Source organism: Geomonas sp. RF6, assembly GCF_021044625.1.
In the GTDB taxonomy this organism is placed as follows: domain Bacteria; phylum Desulfobacterota; class Desulfuromonadia; order Geobacterales; family Geobacteraceae; genus RF6.
Genome location: NZ_CP087999.1, coordinates 4,033,802 through 4,056,577 on the forward strand (window position 1 = coordinate 4,033,802; position 22,776 = coordinate 4,056,577).

Annotated in this window: 15 protein-coding genes; 14 read left to right on the forward strand and 1 reads right to left on the reverse strand. The window is 62.1% G+C overall.

Annotation, left to right across the window (positions count from 1 at the left end):
- Window positions 1-64: 64 nt before the first annotated feature.
- From LPW11_RS17235 to LPW11_RS17250, 4 genes are all read left to right on the forward strand, one after another.
- Complete coding sequence (locus LPW11_RS17235) at window positions 65-499, forward strand: ferritin family protein (RefSeq protein ID WP_230995110.1); 435 nt, start codon at window positions 65-67, stop codon at window positions 497-499.
- An 11-nt stretch (window positions 500-510) separates the two neighbouring features.
- On the forward strand, window positions 511-1,311 hold the full coding sequence (locus tag LPW11_RS17240) for an inositol monophosphatase family protein (protein WP_230995111.1): 801 nt from the start codon (window positions 511-513) through the stop codon (window positions 1,309-1,311).
- 704 nt (window positions 1,312-2,015) lie between these two features.
- Entirely contained in the window at window positions 2,016-2,468 is a 453-nt protein-coding gene (locus LPW11_RS17245; RefSeq protein ID WP_230995112.1) for a universal stress protein, read from the forward strand.
- 225 nt (window positions 2,469-2,693) lie between these two features.
- Window positions 2,694-3,569 carry a DUF2156 domain-containing protein gene (locus LPW11_RS17250; protein WP_230995113.1) on the forward strand — a complete coding sequence of 292 codons (876 nt, stop codon included), beginning with the start codon at window positions 2,694-2,696 and terminating at the stop codon, window positions 3,567-3,569.
- Window positions 3,570-3,581: 12 nt separating this feature from the next.
- On the opposite strand, the gene mnmH is transcribed toward LPW11_RS17250, so the two are convergent.
- Complete coding sequence (gene mnmH / locus LPW11_RS17255; protein WP_230995114.1) at window positions 3,582-4,610, reverse strand: tRNA 2-selenouridine(34) synthase MnmH; 1,029 nt, start codon at window positions 4,608-4,610, stop codon at window positions 3,582-3,584.
- A gap of 256 nt (window positions 4,611-4,866) precedes the next feature.
- Here mnmH and secA point away from each other — a divergent pair, with 256 nt between their 5' ends.
- The 10 genes from secA to LPW11_RS17305 all read left to right on the forward strand — a co-directional run bounded on the left by secA (window position 4,867) and on the right by LPW11_RS17305 (window position 22,770).
- Window positions 4,867-7,740: a preprotein translocase subunit SecA gene (gene secA / locus LPW11_RS17260; protein WP_230995115.1), complete on the forward strand. Its 2,874-nt coding sequence runs from the start codon at window positions 4,867-4,869 to the stop codon at window positions 7,738-7,740.
- Window positions 7,741-7,953: 213 nt separating this feature from the next.
- Window positions 7,954-9,135 (forward strand): bifunctional glutamate N-acetyltransferase/amino-acid acetyltransferase ArgJ, encoded by a 1,182-nt coding sequence (gene argJ / locus LPW11_RS17265; protein ID WP_230995116.1) that lies wholly within the window; start codon window positions 7,954-7,956, stop codon window positions 9,133-9,135.
- A gap of 53 nt (window positions 9,136-9,188) precedes the next feature.
- Window positions 9,189-9,596: a DUF2914 domain-containing protein gene (locus LPW11_RS17270; RefSeq protein WP_230995117.1), complete on the forward strand. Its 408-nt coding sequence runs from the start codon at window positions 9,189-9,191 to the stop codon at window positions 9,594-9,596.
- Between the two features lie 143 nt (window positions 9,597-9,739).
- Window positions 9,740-10,930 carry a serine hydrolase domain-containing protein gene (locus tag LPW11_RS17275; RefSeq protein WP_442899791.1) on the forward strand — a complete coding sequence of 397 codons (1,191 nt, stop codon included), beginning with the start codon at window positions 9,740-9,742 and terminating at the stop codon, window positions 10,928-10,930.
- Between the two features lie 121 nt (window positions 10,931-11,051).
- Window positions 11,052-12,248 carry a response regulator transcription factor gene (locus LPW11_RS17280; RefSeq protein ID WP_230995119.1) on the forward strand — a complete coding sequence of 399 codons (1,197 nt, stop codon included), beginning with the start codon at window positions 11,052-11,054 and terminating at the stop codon, window positions 12,246-12,248.
- Between the two features lie 226 nt (window positions 12,249-12,474).
- Window positions 12,475-15,144 carry a valine--tRNA ligase gene (locus LPW11_RS17285; protein ID WP_230995120.1) on the forward strand — a complete coding sequence of 890 codons (2,670 nt, stop codon included), beginning with the start codon at window positions 12,475-12,477 and terminating at the stop codon, window positions 15,142-15,144.
- Window positions 15,145-15,447: 303 nt separating this feature from the next.
- Window positions 15,448-16,236, forward strand: coding sequence for a prepilin peptidase (locus tag LPW11_RS17290; protein WP_230995121.1), 789 nt, complete (start codon window positions 15,448-15,450; stop codon window positions 16,234-16,236).
- Between the two features lie 326 nt (window positions 16,237-16,562).
- Window positions 16,563-21,890 carry a pilus assembly protein gene (locus tag LPW11_RS17295; RefSeq protein WP_230995122.1) on the forward strand — a complete coding sequence of 1,776 codons (5,328 nt, stop codon included), beginning with the start codon at window positions 16,563-16,565 and terminating at the stop codon, window positions 21,888-21,890.
- On the forward strand, window positions 21,891-22,382 hold the full coding sequence (locus LPW11_RS17300; protein WP_230995123.1) for a prepilin-type N-terminal cleavage/methylation domain-containing protein: 492 nt from the start codon (window positions 21,891-21,893) through the stop codon (window positions 22,380-22,382).
- On the forward strand, window positions 22,354-22,770 hold the full coding sequence (locus tag LPW11_RS17305) for a type IV pilus modification PilV family protein (protein ID WP_230995124.1): 417 nt from the start codon (window positions 22,354-22,356) through the stop codon (window positions 22,768-22,770). The genes LPW11_RS17300 and LPW11_RS17305 overlap by 29 nt, the downstream gene beginning before the upstream one ends.
- Window positions 22,771-22,776: the final 6 nt, after the last annotated feature.

Consider the following 22,776-nt stretch of genomic DNA (forward strand, 5'->3'; position numbering starts at 1 on the left):
TTTTTTTGATATTCCGCTTTTTTCTGGTACCTTTTCCCCGTTGGAATCGATCAGGGGAGGGCTTATGAGCGCAATGGAGGGAGCACTCCGCAGGAAAGAGGAAGTGAAGCGGTACTACCAAAACGCCACCGCCGGTCTGCCGGAAACCAGCGGCCAGCTCTTCGCCATGCTGGCGGAAGATGAGGAGCGGCACCGGCTGGCCATATCCGATCTGGAGCAGGGGGCGCAGGCGACCCTTCATCCTTCCGCCACCCTGGAAAAAGCCCGCTTCATCCTCCGGCGGCTGTCGTTTGTGGACGCGGCCTCCGGCGATCATGAAGAGCTGGAGGTCTTCTACCGCGCCATGGACATGGAGGCCGCCAGCGCCGAAAGGTACGCCCGGCTGGCAGAGGAGAGCAGCGGGTGGCAGAAAGAGCTTTTCCGGGGGATAGCAGCGGAAGAGGAGATGCACTTCACCCTGCTGGAAAATCTGCGCGAAATCCTCGATCCGGGACCATAGAGAGGTAGTTGATGTTTTCTGAAGGTAATCTGCAACGGTATCTGGAGGCGGCGGTCGGTGCCGCCCGGGAAGCGGGGAAGCTCCAGAAGGAGCTACTCTGGAGCGATTTCTCCATCTCTCACAAGGGGGAGGTTGACCTCGTCACCGAGGTGGACCGTCGCTGCGAGGAGATGGTGGTGGCGAGGCTGAGGGAGGCTACCCCCGATTTCGGCTTCCTTGCCGAAGAGAACCAGTACCAGGACGGGAGCACGAGCCACAGGTGGGTCATCGACCCTGTCGACGGCACCACCAACTATGCGCACGGGTTCCCCTGGTTCTGCGTCTCCATAGCGCTTGAGGTGGAAGGCTCACCCGTCCTCGGGGTGATCTACCACGTCATGATGGACGAGCTTTTCACCGCCATCAGGGGGAAGGGGGCGTACCTGAACGGCAAAAAGATGCAGGTCTCGCAGCACGAGCCGCTGAAGGGGTGCCTGCTCGCCACCGGCTTCCCCTACGACCGGACCTGGGACAACGAGAACAACTTCAACCACTTCTGCGCCTTTCACATGGAGACGCGGGGCGTGCGGCGGGCGGGGGCGGCGGCACTCGACCTGGCGTATGTGGCCGCCGGCAGGCTGGACGGCTTTTGGGAGTGCAAGCTGAAACCGTGGGACGTCGCGGCGGGAGTCCTTCTCGTCGCCGAGGCAGGCGGGGTCGTCACCAATTATGCGGGAGAGGCGTATTCCATTTACGACCATCGGGTCGTTGCTTCCAACGGCAGGATACATAAAGACATGATAGGGGTGTTGGCGCGTTCGTCGGGGGGGTAGTGGCCGGGGCGCAGAGGCAACAAAGGCGAAATCCCCCTGTCCCCCCTTCGCAAAGGTTCATCCGGGAATTCCGGGAATTCAGCCCGGCTGCTTCCGTTGACGTGAGGGGACACTAGTGGCGCCGCGCTGGAGCACAGGCTTACCAGCCTGTACCGCGGCGCCAGCCGCGCGGTCTGTGGCGGCTGCGCCGCCATCGCAGGCAAGATGCCTACGCTCCAGCGTGGGGGCACCCGGTTTCTTTGTAGCGCGTTCCCCAGAATTCCCGGAAGACACCTTCGCAAAGGGGGGGACGTAGGGGCTCGCTTTTCCCTTGTGGGCACACTGTCGCTGGTTCCCCACTTTCTTCGGAAGACCTTCGCCAAGAGGGGGCGTAGTAGCTTCGCCTGCTCCTTCGAGGGGGCACAAAGCCTGGTTCGCCGGAACTTCCGGAAGAACCTTTTTTTGTTCCTTAAGAGGTATACATTTCTTTCTGACCTTGTTTTATGGGAGACGGTAGATGGGCTGATGCCGTCCCCGGAAATCATGCTTTAGCTAACTGTTTGAGCGAGTTTGGTGCTCGTGAATCCTTGATTGGCGCGGTGGGTGGTTTTAAGAGGTTTTTGGCGATATGGTAAAAAACTGTTTTGATAAAACCGCTTCATGATTTATAGTTCCTTCACCGGGATCTTTCCCTGTCTTACCCGACCCGACCGCTGGAGGAGTAAATGATTTGCCTGCGTAAGAAGATTCTCGTCGCCATGGATGGTTCTCCTCTTTCCGATAAGGCCGGGGAGGAGGCGATCCGTATGGCTGCCGGGACACCGAGCAGGTTCAAAAGCAAGGTCTTTGCGCTCCTGGTGATCCCGGAGGAAGATAGCGAGAGTCCTGCCGACCTGGAACCTGCCGACCCTGAGGCCGAGACCGACGAGTGGCATGATCCGAAGGAGCGGATCTTCAACGTCATCTTGAAGCAGGCCTCCGACGAAGGGGTCGACCTCGAAACGGCGGTGGCGCACGGGGACCCTGCCGAAGAAATTCTCCGTCTCGCGCAGCAGGAAGAGATCGACGTCATCATCATCGGCAGCACCGGGAAAGGGTTCCTGAAGCGCAAGGTGATTGGAAGCGTTTCCCACAAGGTCGTAAAGGGCGCCAAGTGCTCTGTCTACCTCGTACGGTAGCGACTGTCGCCACTAAACGCGGCGTTCGGCTTGACCCGCTGCTCCCCTCCCGCCTCACCCTCCTCACGCCGTGTCGGCACTCCCGTGCAATCCGGGAGAAATTTTACTTTCCCCCCAAATCTGCTACTGTCGTCGGGAGGTTTCGGTTCGCCGCTTGAGACCGATCCCGACTGTTAAAGCGAGGTAGCTTGAGGCGCGCCCGCAGGCGCCTGCTGTGGAGAGGTAATGGAGATACCGCGATATCCCGTATCGAGACCGCTCGACCTTGAAGACAAGCCCCTTCTGGACCGGATCTTCCGGGAGATGCAGCCGCGCATCTCCGAATTCACCTTCGCCAATCTCTATCTCTTCCGCACCGTCCATGCCTACAAGATCACTGCCCTCGGCGACGCCATCGTCATCCTTGGCCGGGGGTATGACGGCACGGAGTACTTCCTGCCGCCGCTGGGGACCGTGGAGGATGCCCTTGACCGCCTTCTTTCCGAGGGGATGACGCTCTACGGCGCCGGGGATCCTTTCGTGGAGCGCTTTTTACAGGGAAAGGATGTGGTAATCGCGGAGGACCGCGACAGCTTCGACTATCTCCACCTGAGGGAGGAGCTGGCGACCCTTCCGGGGCAGAGGTATCACAAGAAGAAAAACAGGGTTAACTACTTTGCAGCCCGCAACCGCTACACCACGGAAATCTACGAGCCGAGACACCGGGATCTTTGCCTGGAGCTTCTCGAAGAATGGCTGCGGGTGCGCACGGAACTTTCCGATTCGATGATTGGCGAGGCGGAGGGGACTGCGGAGGCGTTGAAGATGTCGGAAGAACTCGGCCTCTCGGGGATTGTCGTGCTGGTGGAAGGGCGGGTGAAGGGGTTTGCTCTCGGGGAGGCGCTTAATGCGGAGACGGCCGTCTGCCACTTCGAGAAGGGGGACGTCTTCATGGAGGGGGTCTATCAGCTGGTGAACCGTGAGTTCGCGCGGCTGCTCTTCACGGGGATGCGTTATGTGAACCGGGAGCAGGACCTGGGGCAGGAGAGCCTGCGAAGCGCGAAGCTCTCCTACCATCCGTACGAGCTGGTGAAAAAGTATCGGGTGACGAAGAAGGGGTGAGCCTTCCGATGGTTACGCCGGGATCGCCTTTCGCAGAAAATCGTTCAGTTCCACCGCCGCCAGATCGTAGTCCTCCAGAGAGAGACGGTGGTCTTCTGTCCAGGTTCTCGTCTTGTAATAGACCTTGTCGTAGTAGTTGTCGATCAGCCCCTTCATGAAAGGCGCCATCTCCCAGCGCTCCAGATTCCCCGCGAGTTCCTCGTAGTGCACCCCGCCGAGCTTCTTCCTGATCCGCTCCAGCGCGTCCGCCATCTCCTGGCGGTACTCCGGCAGCCCGTATTCCTCCATGAGCCGGGCCACCCTCGTCTCGGAGGATGCGTGGCACCAGACCTTGATCCCCTGCTGCATCGTTTCGTAGAAATTCCCCGGCAGTGATACCCTGCCGATGCGCTGGCTTTCCCCCTCCACGATGAGGGGCTCTCCCTTCGGCGCCTTTCGGAGCGCGTCCCACAGGAGGGTCTCGAAGCGCTTCTGGGTGAGGTCCTGGACAAGTCCCAGCTGCCCGAAGGCGGAGCCGCGATGGCAGGCGAGCCCTTCGAGGTCGATGACGGAGAATCCCTTCTCCTTGAGCTGCAGGAGGAAGGTCGTCTTTCCCGTGCCGGTCATCCCGTGCAGCACCACTAGCGGCATCGGCGGGTTGAACGGCTCGAAGAGTTCCGCTACGCGGTTTCTGAACGCCTTGTACCCGCCGATGAGCTGTCGCGCGTTGTGGCCGGTGAGCTGCAGTATGGAGGCCACCGTCTTGCTGCGCAGCCCCCCCCGCCAGCAGTAGACGAGGATCGGTCTTCCTGCTCCCTGCGAGGCGATCTCGCCGACGATCTGCGGGAAACGGTGGGCGGTGAGCTCGAGCCCCCGGATCCGCGCGGCGTGCGGCCCAGTCTGCTTGTAAAGGGTGCCGATCTCCACCCTTTCCTCGTTGCTCAGAAGGGGGACGTTGATGGCACCGGGGAGGTGATCTTCTGCGTACTCCAGCGGGGTCCGCACATCGACTACCAGATGGGTGTCGAGGAGGGTTTCGTCGAATTCTATGGTAGGGGGCACACACTTCTCCTTTGCGGCTGCCATTATAGGAAGGCGTTCCCGTTATTGCAAGAAGGGGATGCACAACCTCGGCAGCGCAGGGGAGGGGGACGATGTACCACTTGCGAGGGGGAATGGGATAGAATGGAGGTGAAACCCCTTGTTTCATTAAAGATATTACGCCGCTGCCGCCTTTTCTATTGAGCGGTTCTCACTGTTATGGTATCTTACACTGTTTTTTGATCCCTTTTTTTTCGTAACTCAAGGAGATTTATAGATGTTTGCTGCACTTATCAAGAAGTTCGTGGGGAGCAAAAACGAGCGGGAGCTGAAGCGCATGTGGCCTGTTGTGGAACGGATCAACAGCCTCGAAGCCGAAGTCTCCAAGCTCTCCGATGATGCGCTGCGTGGCAAGACCTTTGAGTTCAAGGAGCGCTACGCCAAAGGGGAAACCCTGGACAGCATGCTCCCCGAGGCTTTCGCCGTCTGCCGCGAGGCCGGCAAAAGGGTCCTCGGCATGCGCCACTTCGATGTGCAGCTCATCGGCGGCATGGTTCTCCACGCCGGCAAGATCGCCGAGATGAAAACAGGGGAGGGGAAGACCCTCGTGGCGACGCTCCCCTCCTATCTGAACGCCCTCAGCGGCAAAGGGGTCCACGTCGTTACCGTCAACGACTACCTCGCCAAGCGCGACAGCGAGTGGATGGGGCGCATTCACAAGTTTCTCGGTCTCGAGGTCGGTGTCATCGTGCACGGCCTGGACGACGATGAAAGGCGGGAAGCGTATGCCTCCGATATCACCTACGGTACCAACAACGAGTTCGGCTTCGACTACCTGCGCGACAATATGAAGTTCGACCTCGGGGAGTACGTGCAGCGCGGCTTCAACTTCGCCGTCGTCGACGAGGTCGACTCCATCCTCATCGACGAGGCGCGTACCCCCCTCATCATTTCCGGTCCGACCGAAGACTCCACCGACAAATACTACATCATCGACCGCATCATCCCCCTCCTGAAGAAGGGCGAGGTGATCGAGGTGGAGGCAAATACCCTCTCCGGGAAGAGAAAGAACTACACCGGCGACTTCACCGTCGACGAGAAGGCGAAGTCCGCGACCCTCACCGAGGAGGGGGTCCTGAAGGTGGAGAAGCTCCTGAAGGTCGACAACCTCTACGATCCGCGCAACATGGAGATCCTGCACCACACCCAGCAGGCCCTGCGCGCCCACGCTCTCTTCAAGAGGGACGTGGACTACGTCGTGCGCGACGGCGAGGTCATCATCGTCGACGAGTTCACGGGCCGCCTCATGCCGGGGCGCCGCTGGTCCGACGGCCTGCACCAGGCGATCGAGGCGAAGGAAGGGGCGAAGATCGAGAACGAGAACCAGACCCTCGCGACGATTACCTTCCAGAACTACTTCAGGATGTACGACAAACTCTCCGGCATGACCGGTACCGCCGATACCGAGGCGGAGGAGTTCCACAAGATCTACACCCTCGACGTCGTGGTCATCCCCACCAACCGCCCGCTGCTGCGCCCGGACTTCCCGGACGTCGTGTACAAGACGGAGCGGGAGAAGTTCAACGCGGCGATCGAGGAGATCAAGGAGCTGCACGCCAAGGGGCAGCCGGTTCTCGTCGGCACCATTTCCATCGAGAAGTCCGAGCAGCTCTCCGAGCTCCTGAAGCAGCAGGCGATTCCGCACTTCGTCCTCAACGCGAAGCAGCACGAGAAGGAGGCGGAGATCGTCGCCCAGGCAGGGCGCAAGGGGATGGTCACCATCGCCACCAACATGGCGGGGCGCGGTACCGACATCCTCCTGGGGGGGAACCCGGACGGGCTCGCTCGCCAGGAGTTCAAGGGGAGCCCCGAGACGAAGACCCACGACTTCATGGAGTTCTACGAGTCGCTTTACGACAAGACCGCCGAGGAGAAGAAGGCCGCCCTGCAGGAGGAGTACCCGCAGCTCGCCCCGGTCGTTCTCCCGCTCTTTGCGGACGATGACCCGGATGACGACGATGTGGAGGGAGCGGTCCTGAAGGAGCTCACGAAGCAGTTCCAGGTGCTGGTGCAAAAGTACAAGCCGGTGTGCTCCGCGGAGCACGATGAGGTGGTGACCCTGGGCGGCCTGCACATCCTCGGCACCGAGCGCCACGAGTCGCGCCGCATCGACAACCAGCTGCGCGGCCGTTCCGGCCGTCAGGGGGACCCCGGTTCCTCCCGTTTCTACCTCTCGCTGCAGGATGACCTGCTGCGCATCTTCGGGTCGGAGCGTGTGTCGGCGATCATGGACAAGCTCGGGATCGAGGAAGGGGAGGCGATCACCCACGGCCTCATCACCCGCGCCATCGAGAACGCCCAGAAGAAGGTCGAGGCTCACAACTTCGAGATCCGCAAGCACCTCATCGAGTATGACGACGTCATGAACAAGCAGCGCGAGGTCGTCTACAGCCAGAGAAGGGAGATCCTCTCCGGCGAAGGGCTGCGCGAGAGCTTCCTCGGGATGGTCGACGACCTGATCACCGACCTCGTCGGCGCCTTTGCCATCGACAAGGTGCCGGCCCGCGAGTGGGACTGGCAGGGGATAGGGGAGGCGGTGTACAAGGCGTTTGCCTACCACATCGACATCTCCGCCGAGATGCTGGACCGTCTCACCCCCCCCGCGCTGGAGGATATGCTGCGAAACGCCGCCCGTCAGCGCTTCACCGAGAAGCTGGACCAGCTCGGCGAGGAGCTCATGGACCACCTGCACAAGGTGATCATGCTGCAGGTCATCGACGCGCAGTGGAAAGACCACCTCCTCTCCATCGACCACCTGAAGGAAGGGATCGGCCTGCGCGGCTACGGCCAGAAGGATCCGAAGCAGGAATACAAGAGGGAAGCGTACCAGCTCTTCATGGACATGATGGCGAGGGTCCGGGAAGAGGTGGTGGAGAAGATCTTCTGGGTGCAGGTGGCTCACGAGGACGATATGGAGCGGCTGGAGCGTGAGCAGGAGCTGGAGCAGCAGCGCCAGCAGCAGCGTCTTGTCTTCAACCTTGCGGAAGAAGAGCACGCACAAAAGCCGGTGAAGGTGAAGAAGGCGATCGGCCGCAACGCTCCGTGCCCCTGCGGCAGCGGCCAGAAGTACAAGAAGTGCTGCGGCAAGTAGTCCTGTAATGCGTGGTACTTGGAACTCGGGGAAAAAGTGCCTGCGGTTCCCCCTCCCTTGACGGGAGGGGGACAGGGGGTGGGTGAAGCTGCCATCTGCTGTAACGGAGGCACCTTCCCCCCCACCCTGTCCCTCCCCCGCAAGGGGGGAGGGGACGTCCTGCGGCATCTACCGGCAATTTCCAAAAACCCTTTATTCTCACCAGGGGGGAATATGAACGTCAAAGGTTTCCAGTTCTCAGCCGTTGAGGCTGCCATCAAAAAGCCGGGGCGGCTCGACCTGGCTCTCATCTTTTCCCAGTCACCTGCCAATGTCGCCGCCGTCTTCACCACCAACAAGGTGAAGGCCGCGCCGGTTCTCATCTCCATGGAGCGCGCCAAAAACGGCGTCTGCCGCGCCCTCATAGTCAATAGCGGGAACGCCAACGCCTGCACCGGCGAGGAGGGGATGGCCGACGCCCTTGAGTACGGCAGGCTCGCCTCCGGGACTCTCGGCATCGCCGAAGACGACCTCCTCATCTGCTCCACCGGGGTCATCGGCCAGCGCCTCCCGGTGCAGCGCCTGCGCGACGGCATCGAGCCGCTGGTGGCAAACCTTCCCTCCGGGACGCTCGAGGACGTCTCCAGCGCCATCATGACCACCGACACCTTCGCAAAGATGGAGGTGCGGGAGGGGAGTGCCGGGGGGGCAAGCTACCGGATAGCCGGAATCGCCAAGGGCGCCGGGATGATCCAGCCGAACATGGCGACGATGCTCTCCTTTCTCGTCACCGATGCCGCCGTCGATGCGGCTTTTTTGAAGGAAGCGTTCAAGGAGGCGGTGGACGGCTCCTTCAACGCCATCACGGTCGACGGCGACACCTCCACGAACGACACCGCCCTCATCATGGCAAACGGCGCCGCCGGCAACCCCACCATCGTGCCGGGAACACCTGAGGCGAAGGAATTCACCGCGCTCTTGCACGACGTCCTCCTTTCCCTTGCCAAGCTCATCGTAAAGGACGGAGAGGGGGCCACGAAGTTCGTGGAGATCAGGGTGCGCGGCGCAGTCACTAACGCCGAGGCGAAGCAGGGGGCTCTTGCCATCGCCAACTCCCTCCTGGTAAAGACCGCCTTTTTCGGCCAGGACGCCAACTGGGGGAGGATCTTCTGCGCCCTCGGCTACTCCGGGATCGAGATGGACCAGTCGAAGGTCGACCTCTTCTTCGACGACGTCCAGATGGTCTCCAGGGGCGTCTTTGCCGGCGGGGACGCGGAGGCTCGCGGGAGCGACGTGTTGAAAAAGAAGGAAATTGCCGTTATCATTGACCTTCGTGCCGGAGAAGGGGAGGCGGTTGTCTATACGAGTGATCTCTCCTACGACTATGTTCGCATCAACGCGGACTACCGGACCTGACAGAAAACCGCCACCGCCAAAAAACACCCCGCAGCGCACCAGCTGGAGGTACCATGACTGTTACGAGGCGTTTTTGCACTACTGCCCTGGCCCTGGCCCTGCTCGTCTCCGGGCTCGGCTCCGCTCATGCGGCGGACCTGAAGATAACCGAGATGGCGGTGACTACAAAGATTGTGAAGGGAAACCCGATCGACTCGGTGCGCCGCATTTCCTCCACCTCGGTAAAGGCGTTGTACTGCTTTACCAGGATCTCTTCCCCGGAGGACACCGACACGACGATCAAGCAGGTTTGGTACCTAAACGACGAGCCGGTGGGTGAATACGTCCTCCCGGTGAAGGGGGGGCGCTGGCGCACCTACTCGAAGAGGGCGGTGGAGAAGGGGCTCTCCGGCGAGTGGCGCTGCGACGCGGTCGACGCCGACGGGAAGGTGCTGAAGTCGGTCAGTTTCACCATGAACTAGAACGCCACCCTGCAGGAAAAGAGGAGGCGTTTCCGGCCGGTACCGCTAGTGGGTGGACCGCCGGGAACGCCTTCGGCTTATCCCGGCCTACAGCTACATAGCTCAAAGATGCGTCCCCCTCGTCCGGGGGGGAGCTCCGACTCATGCAATGGAATCGTTCGCCCGGTGCGAACGCAGGTGCAGTAATCGTGTCCCTTCTTAGAATCATCATCTGCTTCCTCCTGATTTCCCTTTCCACCGAAGCTCTGGCAGCCGGGGAGCCCGCCGCGATAGATCGCCTTATCGAGGAGGCGATCGGCAAGGGGCTCATCGCCGGCGGCGTCGTCCTCGTCGGCAACCGCGGCGGCACTCTCTTCCAGCGCGCCTACGGCCGCGTTTCCGCACTCCCTGATGCCCGTCCGATGACCGTCGATACCGTCTTCGACGTCGCCTCCCTCACAAAGGTCATCGCCACTACTCCGTCGGTCCTGAAGCTTGCCGCGGACGGGCGCGTCTCACTCACCGATCCGGTGCAGAAGTGGTTCCCCGAGTTCGCGGGACACGGCAAGGATCAGGTGCTGGTGTACCATCTCCTCACTCACACCTCCGGGCTGGACGACTTCTCACTTGCCTCAGTCAACCCTCTCGGGAGCGCAATCGAGGGGTCCGCGCTGCAGAAGTTGAAGGGGGAGGTGGGGAGCCGCTTCAGGTACGCCGACATCAACTTCATCCTCCTGGCGGAAGTGGTGAAGAGAGCGACCGGTGCCGGCCTCGACCTTTTCAGCTACGCCTCCTTTTATCACCCGCTCGCCATGAACGACACCGGGTTCAACCCCGCGAAGAAAGAGCGCTGCGCCTCCACGGTCGTCGACGACCGCATCTATACGGGGGAGCCGCAGGATCTCCTGTGCCGACAGCTGGGAGGGGTAGCCGGGCACGCAGGGCTCTTTTCCACGGCGCAGGACCTCGCGCGCTTTTGCCGAATGATGCTCTCCGGTGGTGAGCTGGATGGCCGCCGGGTCCTGGACCAGCGGGCGGTGCAGCAGATGACCGCTCCGTACTTTTCCCGCCACGGCCAGGTCGTGCGCGGCCTCGGGTGGGATATCGCCTCCCCGTACTCGTCGCCGCGGGGCAACCGCTTCTCCGACGGCTCCTTCGGGCACACCGGCTACTCCGGATCGTCCATCTGGATCGACCCGGAATCGGACGCCTTCGTCATTCTCCTCACGGCGCGGCTCGACTACCACAGAACGAAGGAATTCAGCAAGCTGCGCAGCGATCTCTCGACCATCGCCTGCACCCTTTTCGGGGTGCCGCCGGTGCTGCAGGAGATGGCTGATTTCAATGATCCTTGACTAATAAGGGGGGGCAAAAGCCTTGACACCCCGATGTTCTTTATGCTAGCTTTTGCCGCGTCGTTTCGCGCTCCGCAGGCCTGTCGCGCTGCCATACGCTCCCACACAAGAGGAGGAATCGATGGGGAATAGACTGCTCCTCGCCGATGATAGCATCACCATCCAGAAGGTCGTAGGGATCATCTTCGCCAACGAGGAGTTGTTTGAGCTCACGGTGGTAGACAACGGGACCGCTGCGCTGGAGAAGGCGCGTGAGATCCATCCCGACGTCATGCTGGTGGACGCCCTCATGCCCGGGAAGTCCGGCTACGAGGTGTGCGCGGAGGTGCGACGCGATCCGGCTCTTGCCGCCACACCGCTCCTTTTGCTGATCGGTGCCTTCGACCCCGTCGACGAGGAGAAGACGCGCGAATGTGGCGCCGACGCTTCCATAACGAAGCCTTTCGAGTCGCAGCAGCTGATCGATCGGGTGAAGGAATTGCTGGAGGTCGGACGGCAGCGGAAAGAGGCTCCCCCCGCGAAGCCGGCTCCTGCCGCTGCGGCGCCTGCGCCTGCAGCTCCCGCACCTGCTGGGAATGAAGATATCTGGGGAGAGCTGGCGGCAGAGACTGCCATCATCCCCAAGGCGCCTGCAGCCCCGCAAGCACCCGCCGCTGCGCCTCAGCCGCCGAAGGCCGCTCCTGCGCCTGCCGCGCCGGTTGTTGAAGAGATCGAGGAAGCGACCCTGGAGGACGATCTCTGGGGAGCATTCGAGCTCGTTGATGAAGTCGAGGAAGAGCCTGCACCGGCCCCTCCGGCAGCGGCCGCAGCACCCGCAGCGCAGCCGGTTGCGCCTGCCGCGGAACCCTCCGTTTCCCTGGAGGCGGCAATCCAGCCGGAGGCCGAGTACGAGGTGGAAGAGTTCTTCACCTTCGAAGAGGACGCCGAGGGTATAGAGGAGACTCAGCCCCTGGAGGAGGAGGGGGGCATCGAGGAGGTTCCTGCCGAGTCATTCTCCTTCCAGGAGGAGTCGTACGAGGAGCCGGCGCCGTTCGAGGTCGTGGAAGAGGCGGTTCCCGCGAAGCCGGCAGTCGAGGAGACCTTCGCGCAGATCGCTCCGGAACCTGTAGTGGCAGCGGCCGAGAGAGAAGCCGCACCCCCTGCCCAGGCGCCCCAAGCACCTGCGGCGACGGGAATCACCGAAGAGCAGCTCGTGGCCGCACTTTCGAAGCTTTCCCGCGACGTCATCGAGCGCATCGTGTGGGAGGTCGTGCCCGATCTTGCGGAAGCGCTCATCAAGGAAGAAATCAGGAAGATAAAGGCGGGAAGCAAGGAGTAGGAGCGAGCCGCGGTTGCCACCACAGGTAGTTGAGAAGGGGATTTCACATCCCCTTTTTTAATGTGTTTCGCTACCGCTTTCTGCTACACTCCGCGGAGAAGGGGAGGAGCCTCGCGAGGTCCCGATCCCCTTTCCATACGCCGAAATGATCAAAGCTACGCTGGAACTGAAGATGTTCCCGCAACCGATACGACCGCAACTGGAAAACGACATAAGGAAAGTGTAGATGGCACAGAAAGAGCTGGAAAAGGTTTACGAGCCGAAAAGCGTCGAGCAGAAATGGTACAAGGAGTGGGAGGAGAAAGGGTACTTTCACGCCACCCTCCCCTCTGACAAGCCCTCCTACAGTATCGTCATCCCCCCGCCGAACATCACCGGCGTCCTCCACATGGGACACGCACTGAACAACACCCTGCAGGATGTACTGTGCCGCTGGAAGCGGATGAGCGGCTACAACGTCCTGTGGATGCCGGGGACCGACCATGCCGGGATCGCCACCCAGAACGTGGTGGAGCGCCAGCTCGCCGCGGAAGGGAAGGACCGCTTCGAGCTCGGCCGCGACGGCTTCATCGAGCGGGTCTGGAAGTGGAAGGGTGAGTCGGGGGGGCAGATCATCGACCAGCTCAAGAGGCTTGGTGCCTCCTGCGACTGGGAGCGCGAGCGCTTCACCATGGACGCCGGCCTCTCCACCGCGGTGCGCGAGGTCTTCGTCCGCCTGTACCAGGAAGGGCTCATCTACCGGGACAACCGCCTTATAAACTGGTGCCCCCGCTGCCATACCGCCCTTTCGGACATCGAGGTAGAACACGAGGAGAAGGCGGGTAACCTGTGGCATCTGCGCTACCCGGTCATCGGCAGCGACGAGTTCCTGGTGGTCGCTACCACCCGCCCGGAGACGATGCTGGGCGACACCGCCGTTGCCGTGCACCCCGAAGACGAGCGCTACCGCCACCTGGTCGGCAAGAAGGTCCTCCTGCCGCTGGTGAACCGGGAGATTCCGATCGTTGCGGACGAGTACGTCGACCTCGAATTCGGCACCGGCGTGGTGAAAATCACCCCGGCCCACGACTTCAACGACTTCGAGGTCGGTGCGCGCCACGGGCTGGACAAGATCAACGTCTTTGACGAGTCGGGGATCGTAAACGCCGCAGGCCACCAGTACGAGGGGATGGACCGCTTCGCCGCCCGCAAGCAGATCATCGAGGACCTGGAGAAGGCGGGGCTTCTGGAGCGTATCCAGGACCACGCACTCTCCGTCGGCGGTTGCTATCGCTGCAAGACGGTCGTGGAGCCGTACCTCTCCCTGCAGTGGTACGTAAAGGTAGGCCCCCTCGCCGAGCGCGCCCTCGCGGCGGTGAAGGACGGAAAGACCCGCATCGTCCCGGCGCAGTGGGAAGCGACCTACTACGACTGGATGGAGAACATCAGGGACTGGTGCATTTCCCGCCAGATCTGGTGGGGACACCGCATTCCCGCCTGGTACTGCGACCACTGCGGCGCGGTGACCGTCGCCAAGGAAGATCCTACCCGCTGCGAGAAGTGCGGCAGCGACGAGATCCGGCAGGAAACGGACGTTCTGGACACCTGGTTCTCCTCGGCGCTGTGGCCTTTCTCCACCCTCGGCTGGCCGGAGAAGACCCCGGAGCTCGCGGCGTTTTACCCGACGTCGTGCCTCATCACCGGCTTCGACATCCTCTTTTTCTGGGTCGCCCGCATGATGATGATGGGGCTGCACTTCATGGACGAGGTCCCCTTCACCGACGTCTACATCCACGCACTGGTGCGCGACGCCCAGGGGCAGAAGATGAGCAAGTCCCGCGGCAACGTCATCGACCCCTTAACCGTCATCGACGCCTACGGCACCGACGCATTCCGCTTCACCCTGTGCGCCTTCGCGGCGCAGGGGAGGGACGTGAAGCTCGCCGAGGAGCGGATCGGGGGGTACCGCAACTTCGCCAACAAGATCTGGAACGCCTCCCGCTTCGCCCTCATGAACCTGGAAGGGTTCGACGCCGCGAGTGTGAAGGAAGATGAACTCGTCTACTCGAATGCGGACCGCTGGATCCTGTACCGCCTGAACGAAACGGCGCGCTCCGTGGAGGAGGCCCTTACCTCCTACCGCTTCAACGAGGCGGCGAGCGACCTGTACCGCTTCACCTGGAGCGAGTTCTGCGACTGGTACATCGAGCTCATAAAGGACGACCTGTACAACGGCACCCCGCAGCGGCAGCAGACGGCGAAGTACGTCCTGTGGCTCACCCTGGAGCACCTCCTGAGGCTATTGCACCCCTTCATGCCGTTCATTACCGAGGAGATCTGGCAGGCGATCGGCGGCCCCGCGGCACGCGGCGAGGAGACGGTCATGCTCTCCCGGTACCCGCGCCCTGTGCCTGAGTGGGAAGGGCTCGCTGCAGCCGCCACCGAGATGGAACTGGTCATGGACGTCATCAAGGGGATCAGGAACATCAGGGGTGAGATGGAGGTGCCGCCGAGCAAGCAGATCGCCGTCATCCTCGACTGCAAGTCCGGTGAGAGCCTGGAGCTCCTCGAGAAGAACAGGGCGTACGTGACAAGCCTCGCCCGCCTCTCCGAGCTCACCATCGGGACAGGGGTGGAGCGCCCCGAGGAGGCCTCCTTGCAGGTGGCCGGCGACGTGGAGATCGTGGTGCCGCTGCGCGGCCTGGTAAACGTAGAGGAAGAGGAGAAGCGCCTCAACAAGGAGATCGCCAAGATCGAGAAGGACATCGAGTTCCTCTCCAAGAAGCTTGAGAACCCGAGCTTCGTGGAGCGTGCACCCGCCGAGGTGGTGGAGAAGGAGCGCGAGAAGATTGCGGAGTTTGCCAACAAAAAGCAGCTTCTCGAGGAAAACCTGGAAAAGATCAGGCGGCTCAAGTAGCAATAGAGGCTTCTCGGGGAACTGCAGGGTGAAGCTGGCTTCGAGGTCCCCCCTCCCTTGACGGGAGGGGGACAGGGGGTGGGTGAAGCTGCCATCTCGTGCATTGCGGCATCTTCCCCCCCACCCTGTCCCTCCCCCGCGAGGGGGGAGGGGACGTCCCTGGCGCCTCTCCCCGGTATTCTCACAACATCCAGTAGCAGTGAGACCGGGAGCACCCGCACATATCTACCTGCAGTTATCCGAAAAGGTGGATCCCGTATTACCTACCACAGCGAAGGCGCATCCGCGCCCAAGGGAGGGGCGTTGACCGCAGCACACCTTCTGTTTTCCACTTTCTCCTTCATTTTCGGCGCCGTCGTCGGTTCCTTTCTCAACGTCTGCATCTATCGCCTGCCGAGGCACGAATCGGTCGTATTTCCCCCCTCGCACTGCCCCAACTGCGACTACCGGATACGCTGGTACGACAACGTCCCCGTCCTGAGCTATCTCCTCCTCGGGGGGAAGTGCCGTTCCTGCAAGACCCCCATCTCCGTGCAGTACCCGGTCGTCGAGCTCATAAACGGCTTCCTCACTCTATTCCTTTTCCTGCGCTTCGGCCCGAGCTTCGGTTTCGCCGTCCTCTTTATCTTCTGCAGCGCCCTCGTTACCATCACCTTCATCGACCTGGAGCACCAGATCATACCGGACGTGATCACGCTCCCCGGTATCGTCATCGGCTTTATCATCTCCTTCTTCATCCCGCAGCTCGGCTGGCTCAACTCCCTCCTCGGAATCCTCGCCGGAGGGGGAAGCCTCCTTATCGTCGCCTACGGCTACGAGCTCCTCACGAAGAAAGAGGGGATGGGGGGAGGGGATATCAAGCTCCTGGCCATGATGGGCGCCTTCCTCGGGTGGAAGTCGATCCTCTTCATCATCTTCGCCGCCTCCCTCATCGGCTCGGTCGTGGGGATTGCCCTGATGGTGGCGCAGAAGAAGGACTCGAAGCTCGCCATCCCCTTCGGCCCCTTCCTCGCGGGTGCGGCGATCATCTATATCTTCTTCGGCAGGACCATCATCCTCTGGTACCTTGGTACCGTATCGGGTATCAGGTAAGGCCGGGTCACGGGGGCGCCCGGAATATCACTTAGAGATTTTCTTTGCCGCGCGACTCTGGTATGATGCCGCGTCACTTTTCGCGTCTTTTCCTGCTGTTGGCTCCCCGCACTTCAACCGGTGAGGGGTGGTTCGCGCGGAAAGTCCCTGATTTTGTGACGCTTTGGTGCGCCCTGTCACCAGCGCGGGGTTCTGGATGTTCCCTTCGCCGGTGCACTTTGCTATCATGAGACGCTGTCGCGGCACGTGTTTTGCCTGTATGGCAGCCTGGCATGCGGGGGGGGGTGACGGTCATCCCGGCCCGGATCAATAAAGAGGTGTGTGACATGAAGATGTGGCGAAACTTGCTGCTGGTATCGGCTCTGCTCTCGGTCCCCGTCGTCTCCCATGGCGACCCGGGTAACAACTACTGCATCACCCCCGCCTTCATTACCGCGAACATAAAGCCGAATCTGCTCCTCATGATAGACAACTCGGCCAGTATGTACGACCTCGCCTACATCGACAAAGGGCTCAAGCACTGCTCCAACGACGCCACGAAGACGTGTGCGGACGACTCGGAATGTCCCGGCGGGACATGCAGCGTCGTCGACCGCAACCCGACCTTCTGCTACGACGAGACCTTCCATAGCGGTAAGGAGTACTACGGCTATTTCGACCGCACCACCTACTACTCCTACCGCCCCCTCACAGATGACTTCGCGCCCGAAGCGGGCGGCACCCTCAGCTGCTCCACGGACGCCTCCTATGTCACCAGATCGATCCCGGGGATCATGTGCCTGAAATTCACCACCTCGCCGAAGGCGCTGGTGAGCTTTGTCGCCAAGGGGGATTACCTCAACTGGCTCAGCGCCTCGAAGATGGACGTGGAGAAGAAGATCCTCACCGGCGGCAAGTTCAACGGCAGCTTTCTCCTCCCCGAATCCCGCGGCTGTGTGGGGCAGGGGTACGTGAAGGACGCCTTGGCGGGGGATTTCGTAAACTACACCACCTCTGACCCCAACGTGCCGCTGGGGGTCACCTTCAGGGTGAAGGGGCCGTGGGACACGGCGAACCCCAGTGCCCCCTCCGTTGGCGGGCAAACCTACATCGACATCTTCTCCACACCGGGGAAGGTGTACGATTCCGAGGCCTGCGATGCGGCGTATGCAGCCATCGACAGCGGCACCAACGCCGCCATAAAGACGACGGTGGGGGCGTGCCTGCAGGATGCCTCCCCCGCCTACGGCAGCTGCCAGCAGAAGAGCTCCCTGCAGTGCATCACCTCCACCGACTGCGAGCTCAACACCGCGTTGCCCCAGACGAGCTCTGTCTGCAGCGGCAACCCCGCCCAGAGCTGCACCACTGACTCCAACTGCACGGTGACCGGGGGGTATTGCTCCGGCGACACGACCAGGTTGTGCACGCTCGGGTGCGGTGTCGTCAACATCCCGGAGAGGCTCGGCACCTGCGGCACCCAGGGGAGCTACTCCCCGGTGCTCCCCAGCAGCTTGAAAAACAGCATACCCTCCAGTTGCCGGACCAATGCAGAGTGCAGCATTACCAACACCTTTAAGGGAGTCACCACCACCTACACCGCTTCCTGCACCGGGTACGCCGCCGCCTCCACGAAGGACTACGGCACCTGCCAGACCTCGGATATAGACTGGAGGCCCTGCACCTCCAACTACGTCGGCCCCTGTGTCACCTCGACGCAGCAGGCCGTAGTGAAAACGAAGGTTTCCTTTCAGCAGTCGATGCAGGCGTGCTGGCAGGTGCGGGAAAATCACGCCATCGGCACCGACGAGATAAAGACGATCAACAACCAGTGCTCCGACGTCTACGGTGGGTTTGCCACCTGCGCGAACAACGCGCAGAAGACGTGCACCACCGCGACCGCCACGGCCGACTGCGGCGAAGGTATCGCCTGCGTCACCGGCCCCGCTGCGATCGCAGCGGGGAACCCCGCGCTTATCTGCGGCACGAGCTACATGGGGAAGTTTTTCCAGCAAAGCGGGAGCGCATGGGTGCTCAGGAGCTCACTCCCCGCCACGCTCCCTAGCGCCTGCGCCTCCGGCGACACTTTCGAGACGTGCCAGGAGAAGGTGTACGCCACCTACTGCTCCGCGAACAGCGCACCGAACGTCATGGACCCCACCGACTCGCCGTCCAACACCCCGGCAACCGACAACGTCCCGGCGATCCTGAGCGGCACCAGCGTCGAAGCGCAGCTTGGCTCGCCTATCATCACCATGAAGGTGAAGATCGCCACTTCCACCGCGCCGGAAGGGCTGGTCCAGCAGTTCTCCGACCAGATACGCCTCGGGGCGATGTCCTTCAACAAGTATGGCTCCTCCTCCGAGACTGCCCTTACCTCCATAGGAACGCCGGCGGGGACGAACCTCGACGGCAGCACGATCCTCTACAAGATTGGATCAGGCTCCTGCGCCACCATGACCAGCGTTCCCTGCAAGGTGAACGGCGAATGCACCGGGTCGGGGGAGACCTGCCTTGAGGGGTACTGCGGCGTGAAGGGAGAGACCGCCTGCACTACCCTCTCCAACTGCACCGGTAGCAACCAGGCGTGCATCGCCGACCCCGCCGGGCTGCACACCTCCAGCACCTCGCTCGTCCGCAAGATCGACGACGTCAAGGCGGAGACCTGGACGCCGCTGGCGGAAGGTTTCTACAACGCCATCGGCTACTACGCCCGCACCGCCACCGGCACGAGCCGCACCGATGTCCGCTTGAACACCGGAGACTTCGACGAGAACTACAATCCGTCCGAGTACCGCTGCCAGCAGAACTACGTGCTGCTCGTCAGCGACGGCGCCTCCACCGCGGACCTCAACAGCTCCACCACCACGCTCGCCAACAGCTACGCATCCTCGGCGGGGATCACCCAGAGAAGCTGCACGACCGCGGCGAGGAACAAGGTCATCGACTACGGCGGTAACAACAACTTCCCGATCATGACGTGGCTGGCGAAGAACCGCAACATCACCAACTTCAGCCTGACCCCCAGCAACGCACGCGACTCCATCACCACCTACATCGTCTTCAACGGCGAGTCGAATGGCGCGGCGGAGGACTGCAACTCGGTTACTCTGATGACCGAGGCGGCCACCAAGGGGGGTACGCAGATCAAGATGGCGAAGGATTTCCCGACACTAAGCACGCAGCTCACGAAGGTCTTCCAGGATGTCGCCGCGAAGGCTGCATCGGGGACCGCCGCCTCCATCCTCAGCAACAGCGAGGGGAGCGGCGCGAACATACTGCAGGCGGTCTTCTACCCGAAGAAGATCTTCAACAACTCCACCTCGGTGAACTGGATAGGCGAGATGCAGAACCTCTGGTACTACGTCGACCCCTATATCAATAACAGCACCATCAGGGAGGACACGCCGCTGTCGGGACAGACCGACTACAAGCTGAACCTCCTGCAGGACAAGGTGGTGCGCTTCACCTTCGACAACAGCTCAAACAAGGCGATGGTGCAGCTCTACCAGGACAGCGACGGCAACGGCACGGGGGACACTGCAGTCGGCGCCCTCATTGACCCGGACGAGGTACACTCCCTCTGGCGCGCAGGCGAGCTCCTCTACCTGCGCTCCCCCGGCACCCGGCAGATCTACACCCCGTACATCTCCGGCGGGACCCTGACCTCCACCGGTAGCGGCCTCATGCTCCTCGACTACAACAGCAACGCCACGAAGGACGCGCTGATCCCTTACCTGCAGGCGGGGAGCCGCTCCGAGGCGAACGACATCATGCAGTGGGTGTACGGATTCGACATTACGAACATGAGGAGCAGGACGGTGCAGATGAAGACGTACGCCGCCTCCACCTGGAAACTCGGGGACATCATCTCCTCGACCCCCAGGGTGCAGTCGACCGTACGCCTCGGCACCTACAACCTGGCGCCTCCGGGGGGGTACAACGACGCCTCGTACCTCTCCTTCGTCAATTCCAACCAGTACCAAAGCCGCGGCACCGTGTACGTGGGGGCGAACGACGGGATGCTGCACGCCTTCAAGCTCGGGCTTCTCTCGGTGAAGTCGACCGGGTATGAAAAGGCGACGCTCACCGCCGACCCGATGACCGATCTGGGGAAGGAGCAGTGGGCTTTCATCCCCAAAAACTACCTGCCGTACCTCAAGTACCTGCAGGACCCGGACTACCAGCACCTGTACGGGGTGGACGGAAAGACGGTGCTGGTGGACGCGAGCATCGGCGACCTCGGCACCACGGCGTGCAACAGCACGAACTACTGGAACTGCCTGAAGCCCACCATGGGGGCGGATAGCAAGGTAACCGATTCGAGCAACGACCTCGCCTCCAACAACACCTGGCGCACGATCCTGATCAGCGGGATGGGACTCGGGGGGGCGTCCGCGAAGACCTCCACCACGAACTTCGTGACCACCCCCATAAACGACCCGGCGAACGACGGCAACGGGTTCGGTTACTCCTCCTACTTCGCCCTCGACGTCACCAACCCCGCCACCCCGAAGCTCCTGTGGGAATTCAGTAATCCGTACCTCGGCTACTCCACGACGGGGCCGGCGGTGGTGCGCATCGGTGACTCGCAGAAAAACGGCAGGTGGTTCGCCATCTTCGGCTCGGGACCGACGGGGCCGATCGACACCACCACGCACCAGTTCCAGGGGCGCTCCGGGCAGCAGCTCAGGTTCTTCGTTGTCGACCTGAAGACGGGGGAACTGGTGAAGCAGATCGACACCGGAATCGCGAACGCCTTCTCCGGTTCCCTCACCGGCGGGGCCATCGACGCCGACCGCTGGGATCCGATCTCTCTCGGGAACTACCAGGACGATGCCGTGTACGTGGGGTACGTGAAGCAGACAGGGACGAGCACCGCCTGGACCGACGGCGGGCTCGGGCGCATCATGATAAACCGGGACCAGGGGGAGGAGCCGACCACCGCGAACCTGCAGAGCGATGAGGTGTGGAAATGGAGCACCATCCTCGAGGGGATCGGCCCGGTCACCACCGCGATTTCCAGGCTGCAGGACCGCAAGAACCGCAATCTCTGGCTCTACGGCGGCACCGGGAGGTACTTCTACCGCGACAGCGTGGGGCTCGACGACAACACCTCCCGCCGCATGCTCTTCGGCGTGAAGGAGCCGTGCTACAACAAGGCGAACATCGGAAACTACCTGGACAAGGCCTGCACCGACGGCTATACCGGGACCGTTCTGGAAGGGGCTGCCGGGGCGCTGGTGGACCAGACAAGTGACATTTCCTCCGTGGGATCGGGTAACGCAGGGTGGCGCATAAAGCTCGATGCCAGCACGTCGTCGGTCGGGGCGGAGCGTCTCGTTACCGACACGGTGTCGCTGGTGAACGGCACCGTCTTTTTCACCTCCTTCTCCCCGACCATGGACCCCTGCGGCTACGGCGGCAACTCGTATCTGTGGGGGGTGAAGTACGATACCGGCGACGCCCCTCCGGCGAACGCCCTCACCGGAAAGGCGCTGATCCAGCTCTCTACCGGGGAGTTCAAGGAGGTCGACCTCTCGACCGTTTTCACGGACAAGCTGAACCGCAGGATGGCGACTCCGCTGACGGGGAAACCCCCCTCAGACGCACCGCCGGTGATCAGTTCGAGCACGAACAGGCCGGTGAAGAAGATCCTGCACATCCAGGAGCACTAAATGCAACAGAAGGGTTTCACCCTCGTGGAGCTCATGGTGGTGATCGCGCTGATAGGAATACTCCTCTCCGTGGCGACGCTGAACTGGGGCGACATGAACAGGAAGACCGCCATAGAAAGGGAAGCGAAGACGGTGTACGCCGATCTCATGGCGGTGCGTCTCGATGCGCTGTACACGAAGCAGGCGCGGAGCGTCGTCGTGAGCGGTACGGAGTTCAAGGTCTACAACACGAACGACACCTCCATCGCGCCGGCGAGCACGAAGACCCTCGCCTACCCGCTGAAGTGGACCCCCGACAGCAGCTCCCTCACCATCAACTTCGACGCGAGCGGTCTCGTGGAGAGCGACGTGCCGCTGTGCGTCGCTCCGGACGGGTCGCTCGCGACGGCCAATCCGGCGACGGTGGACAGCCTCGTCGTCTCCGCGGCCCGGGTCAAACTCGGCAAAAGGGAGGGAGGAGCTTGTGAAGTCGGCAGCATCGCTACGAAATAGCAGAGGATTTACCCTGATCGAGGTCATGGCGGCGCTCGTCATCATGGCGGTCGGCATGATCGGTCTCCTGCAGGCGCTGGGGATAGCCTTCGAGCACAACCTGCGCAACCAGATGCGCGAGGAGGCGGTGTACATGGGGGAGAAGTACATGAACGAACTGCGCAACTCCCCCTTTGAGAACCTGAGCACGAGCTACCCCTCCATGTCGGTCACCGGCAGTGCACGGGGGGGGACGGGCGCCTTCGTGGTGGACCGCAGCGCCCCGGCCCTCTCGGTGGACGGCACGGGCGCGACGGTGCGCCAGCTCCAGGTGCTGGTGAAGTGGACGTACAAGGGGGTGCAGTATCAGAACAGGGTCATCTCCCCCGTTTCCAGGCCCCTGCAGTAACGGCAG

Bases quoted from the DNA above. Each gene is read 5' to 3' on its own strand.
- LPW11_RS17235 (WP_230995110.1), top strand. From the start codon at position 65: ATGAGCGCAATGGAGGGAGCACTCCGCAGGAAAGAGGAAGTGAAGCGG.
- LPW11_RS17240 (WP_230995111.1), top strand. From the start codon at position 511: ATGTTTTCTGAAGGTAATCTGCAACGGTATCTGGAGGCGGCGGTCGGT.
- LPW11_RS17245 (WP_230995112.1), top strand. From the start codon at position 2,016: ATGATTTGCCTGCGTAAGAAGATTCTCGTCGCCATGGATGGTTCTCCT.
- LPW11_RS17250 (WP_230995113.1), top strand. From the start codon at position 2,694: ATGGAGATACCGCGATATCCCGTATCGAGACCGCTCGACCTTGAAGAC.
- secA (WP_230995115.1), top strand. From the start codon at position 4,867: ATGTTTGCTGCACTTATCAAGAAGTTCGTGGGGAGCAAAAACGAGCGG.
- argJ (WP_230995116.1), top strand. From the start codon at position 7,954: ATGAACGTCAAAGGTTTCCAGTTCTCAGCCGTTGAGGCTGCCATCAAA.
- LPW11_RS17270 (WP_230995117.1), top strand. From the start codon at position 9,189: ATGACTGTTACGAGGCGTTTTTGCACTACTGCCCTGGCCCTGGCCCTG.
- LPW11_RS17275 (WP_442899791.1), top strand. From the start codon at position 9,740: ATGCAATGGAATCGTTCGCCCGGTGCGAACGCAGGTGCAGTAATCGTG.
- LPW11_RS17280 (WP_230995119.1), top strand. From the start codon at position 11,052: ATGGGGAATAGACTGCTCCTCGCCGATGATAGCATCACCATCCAGAAG.
- LPW11_RS17285 (WP_230995120.1), top strand. From the start codon at position 12,475: ATGGCACAGAAAGAGCTGGAAAAGGTTTACGAGCCGAAAAGCGTCGAG.
- LPW11_RS17295 (WP_230995122.1), top strand. From the start codon at position 16,563: ATGAAGATGTGGCGAAACTTGCTGCTGGTATCGGCTCTGCTCTCGGTC.
- LPW11_RS17300 (WP_230995123.1), top strand. From the start codon at position 21,891: ATGCAACAGAAGGGTTTCACCCTCGTGGAGCTCATGGTGGTGATCGCG.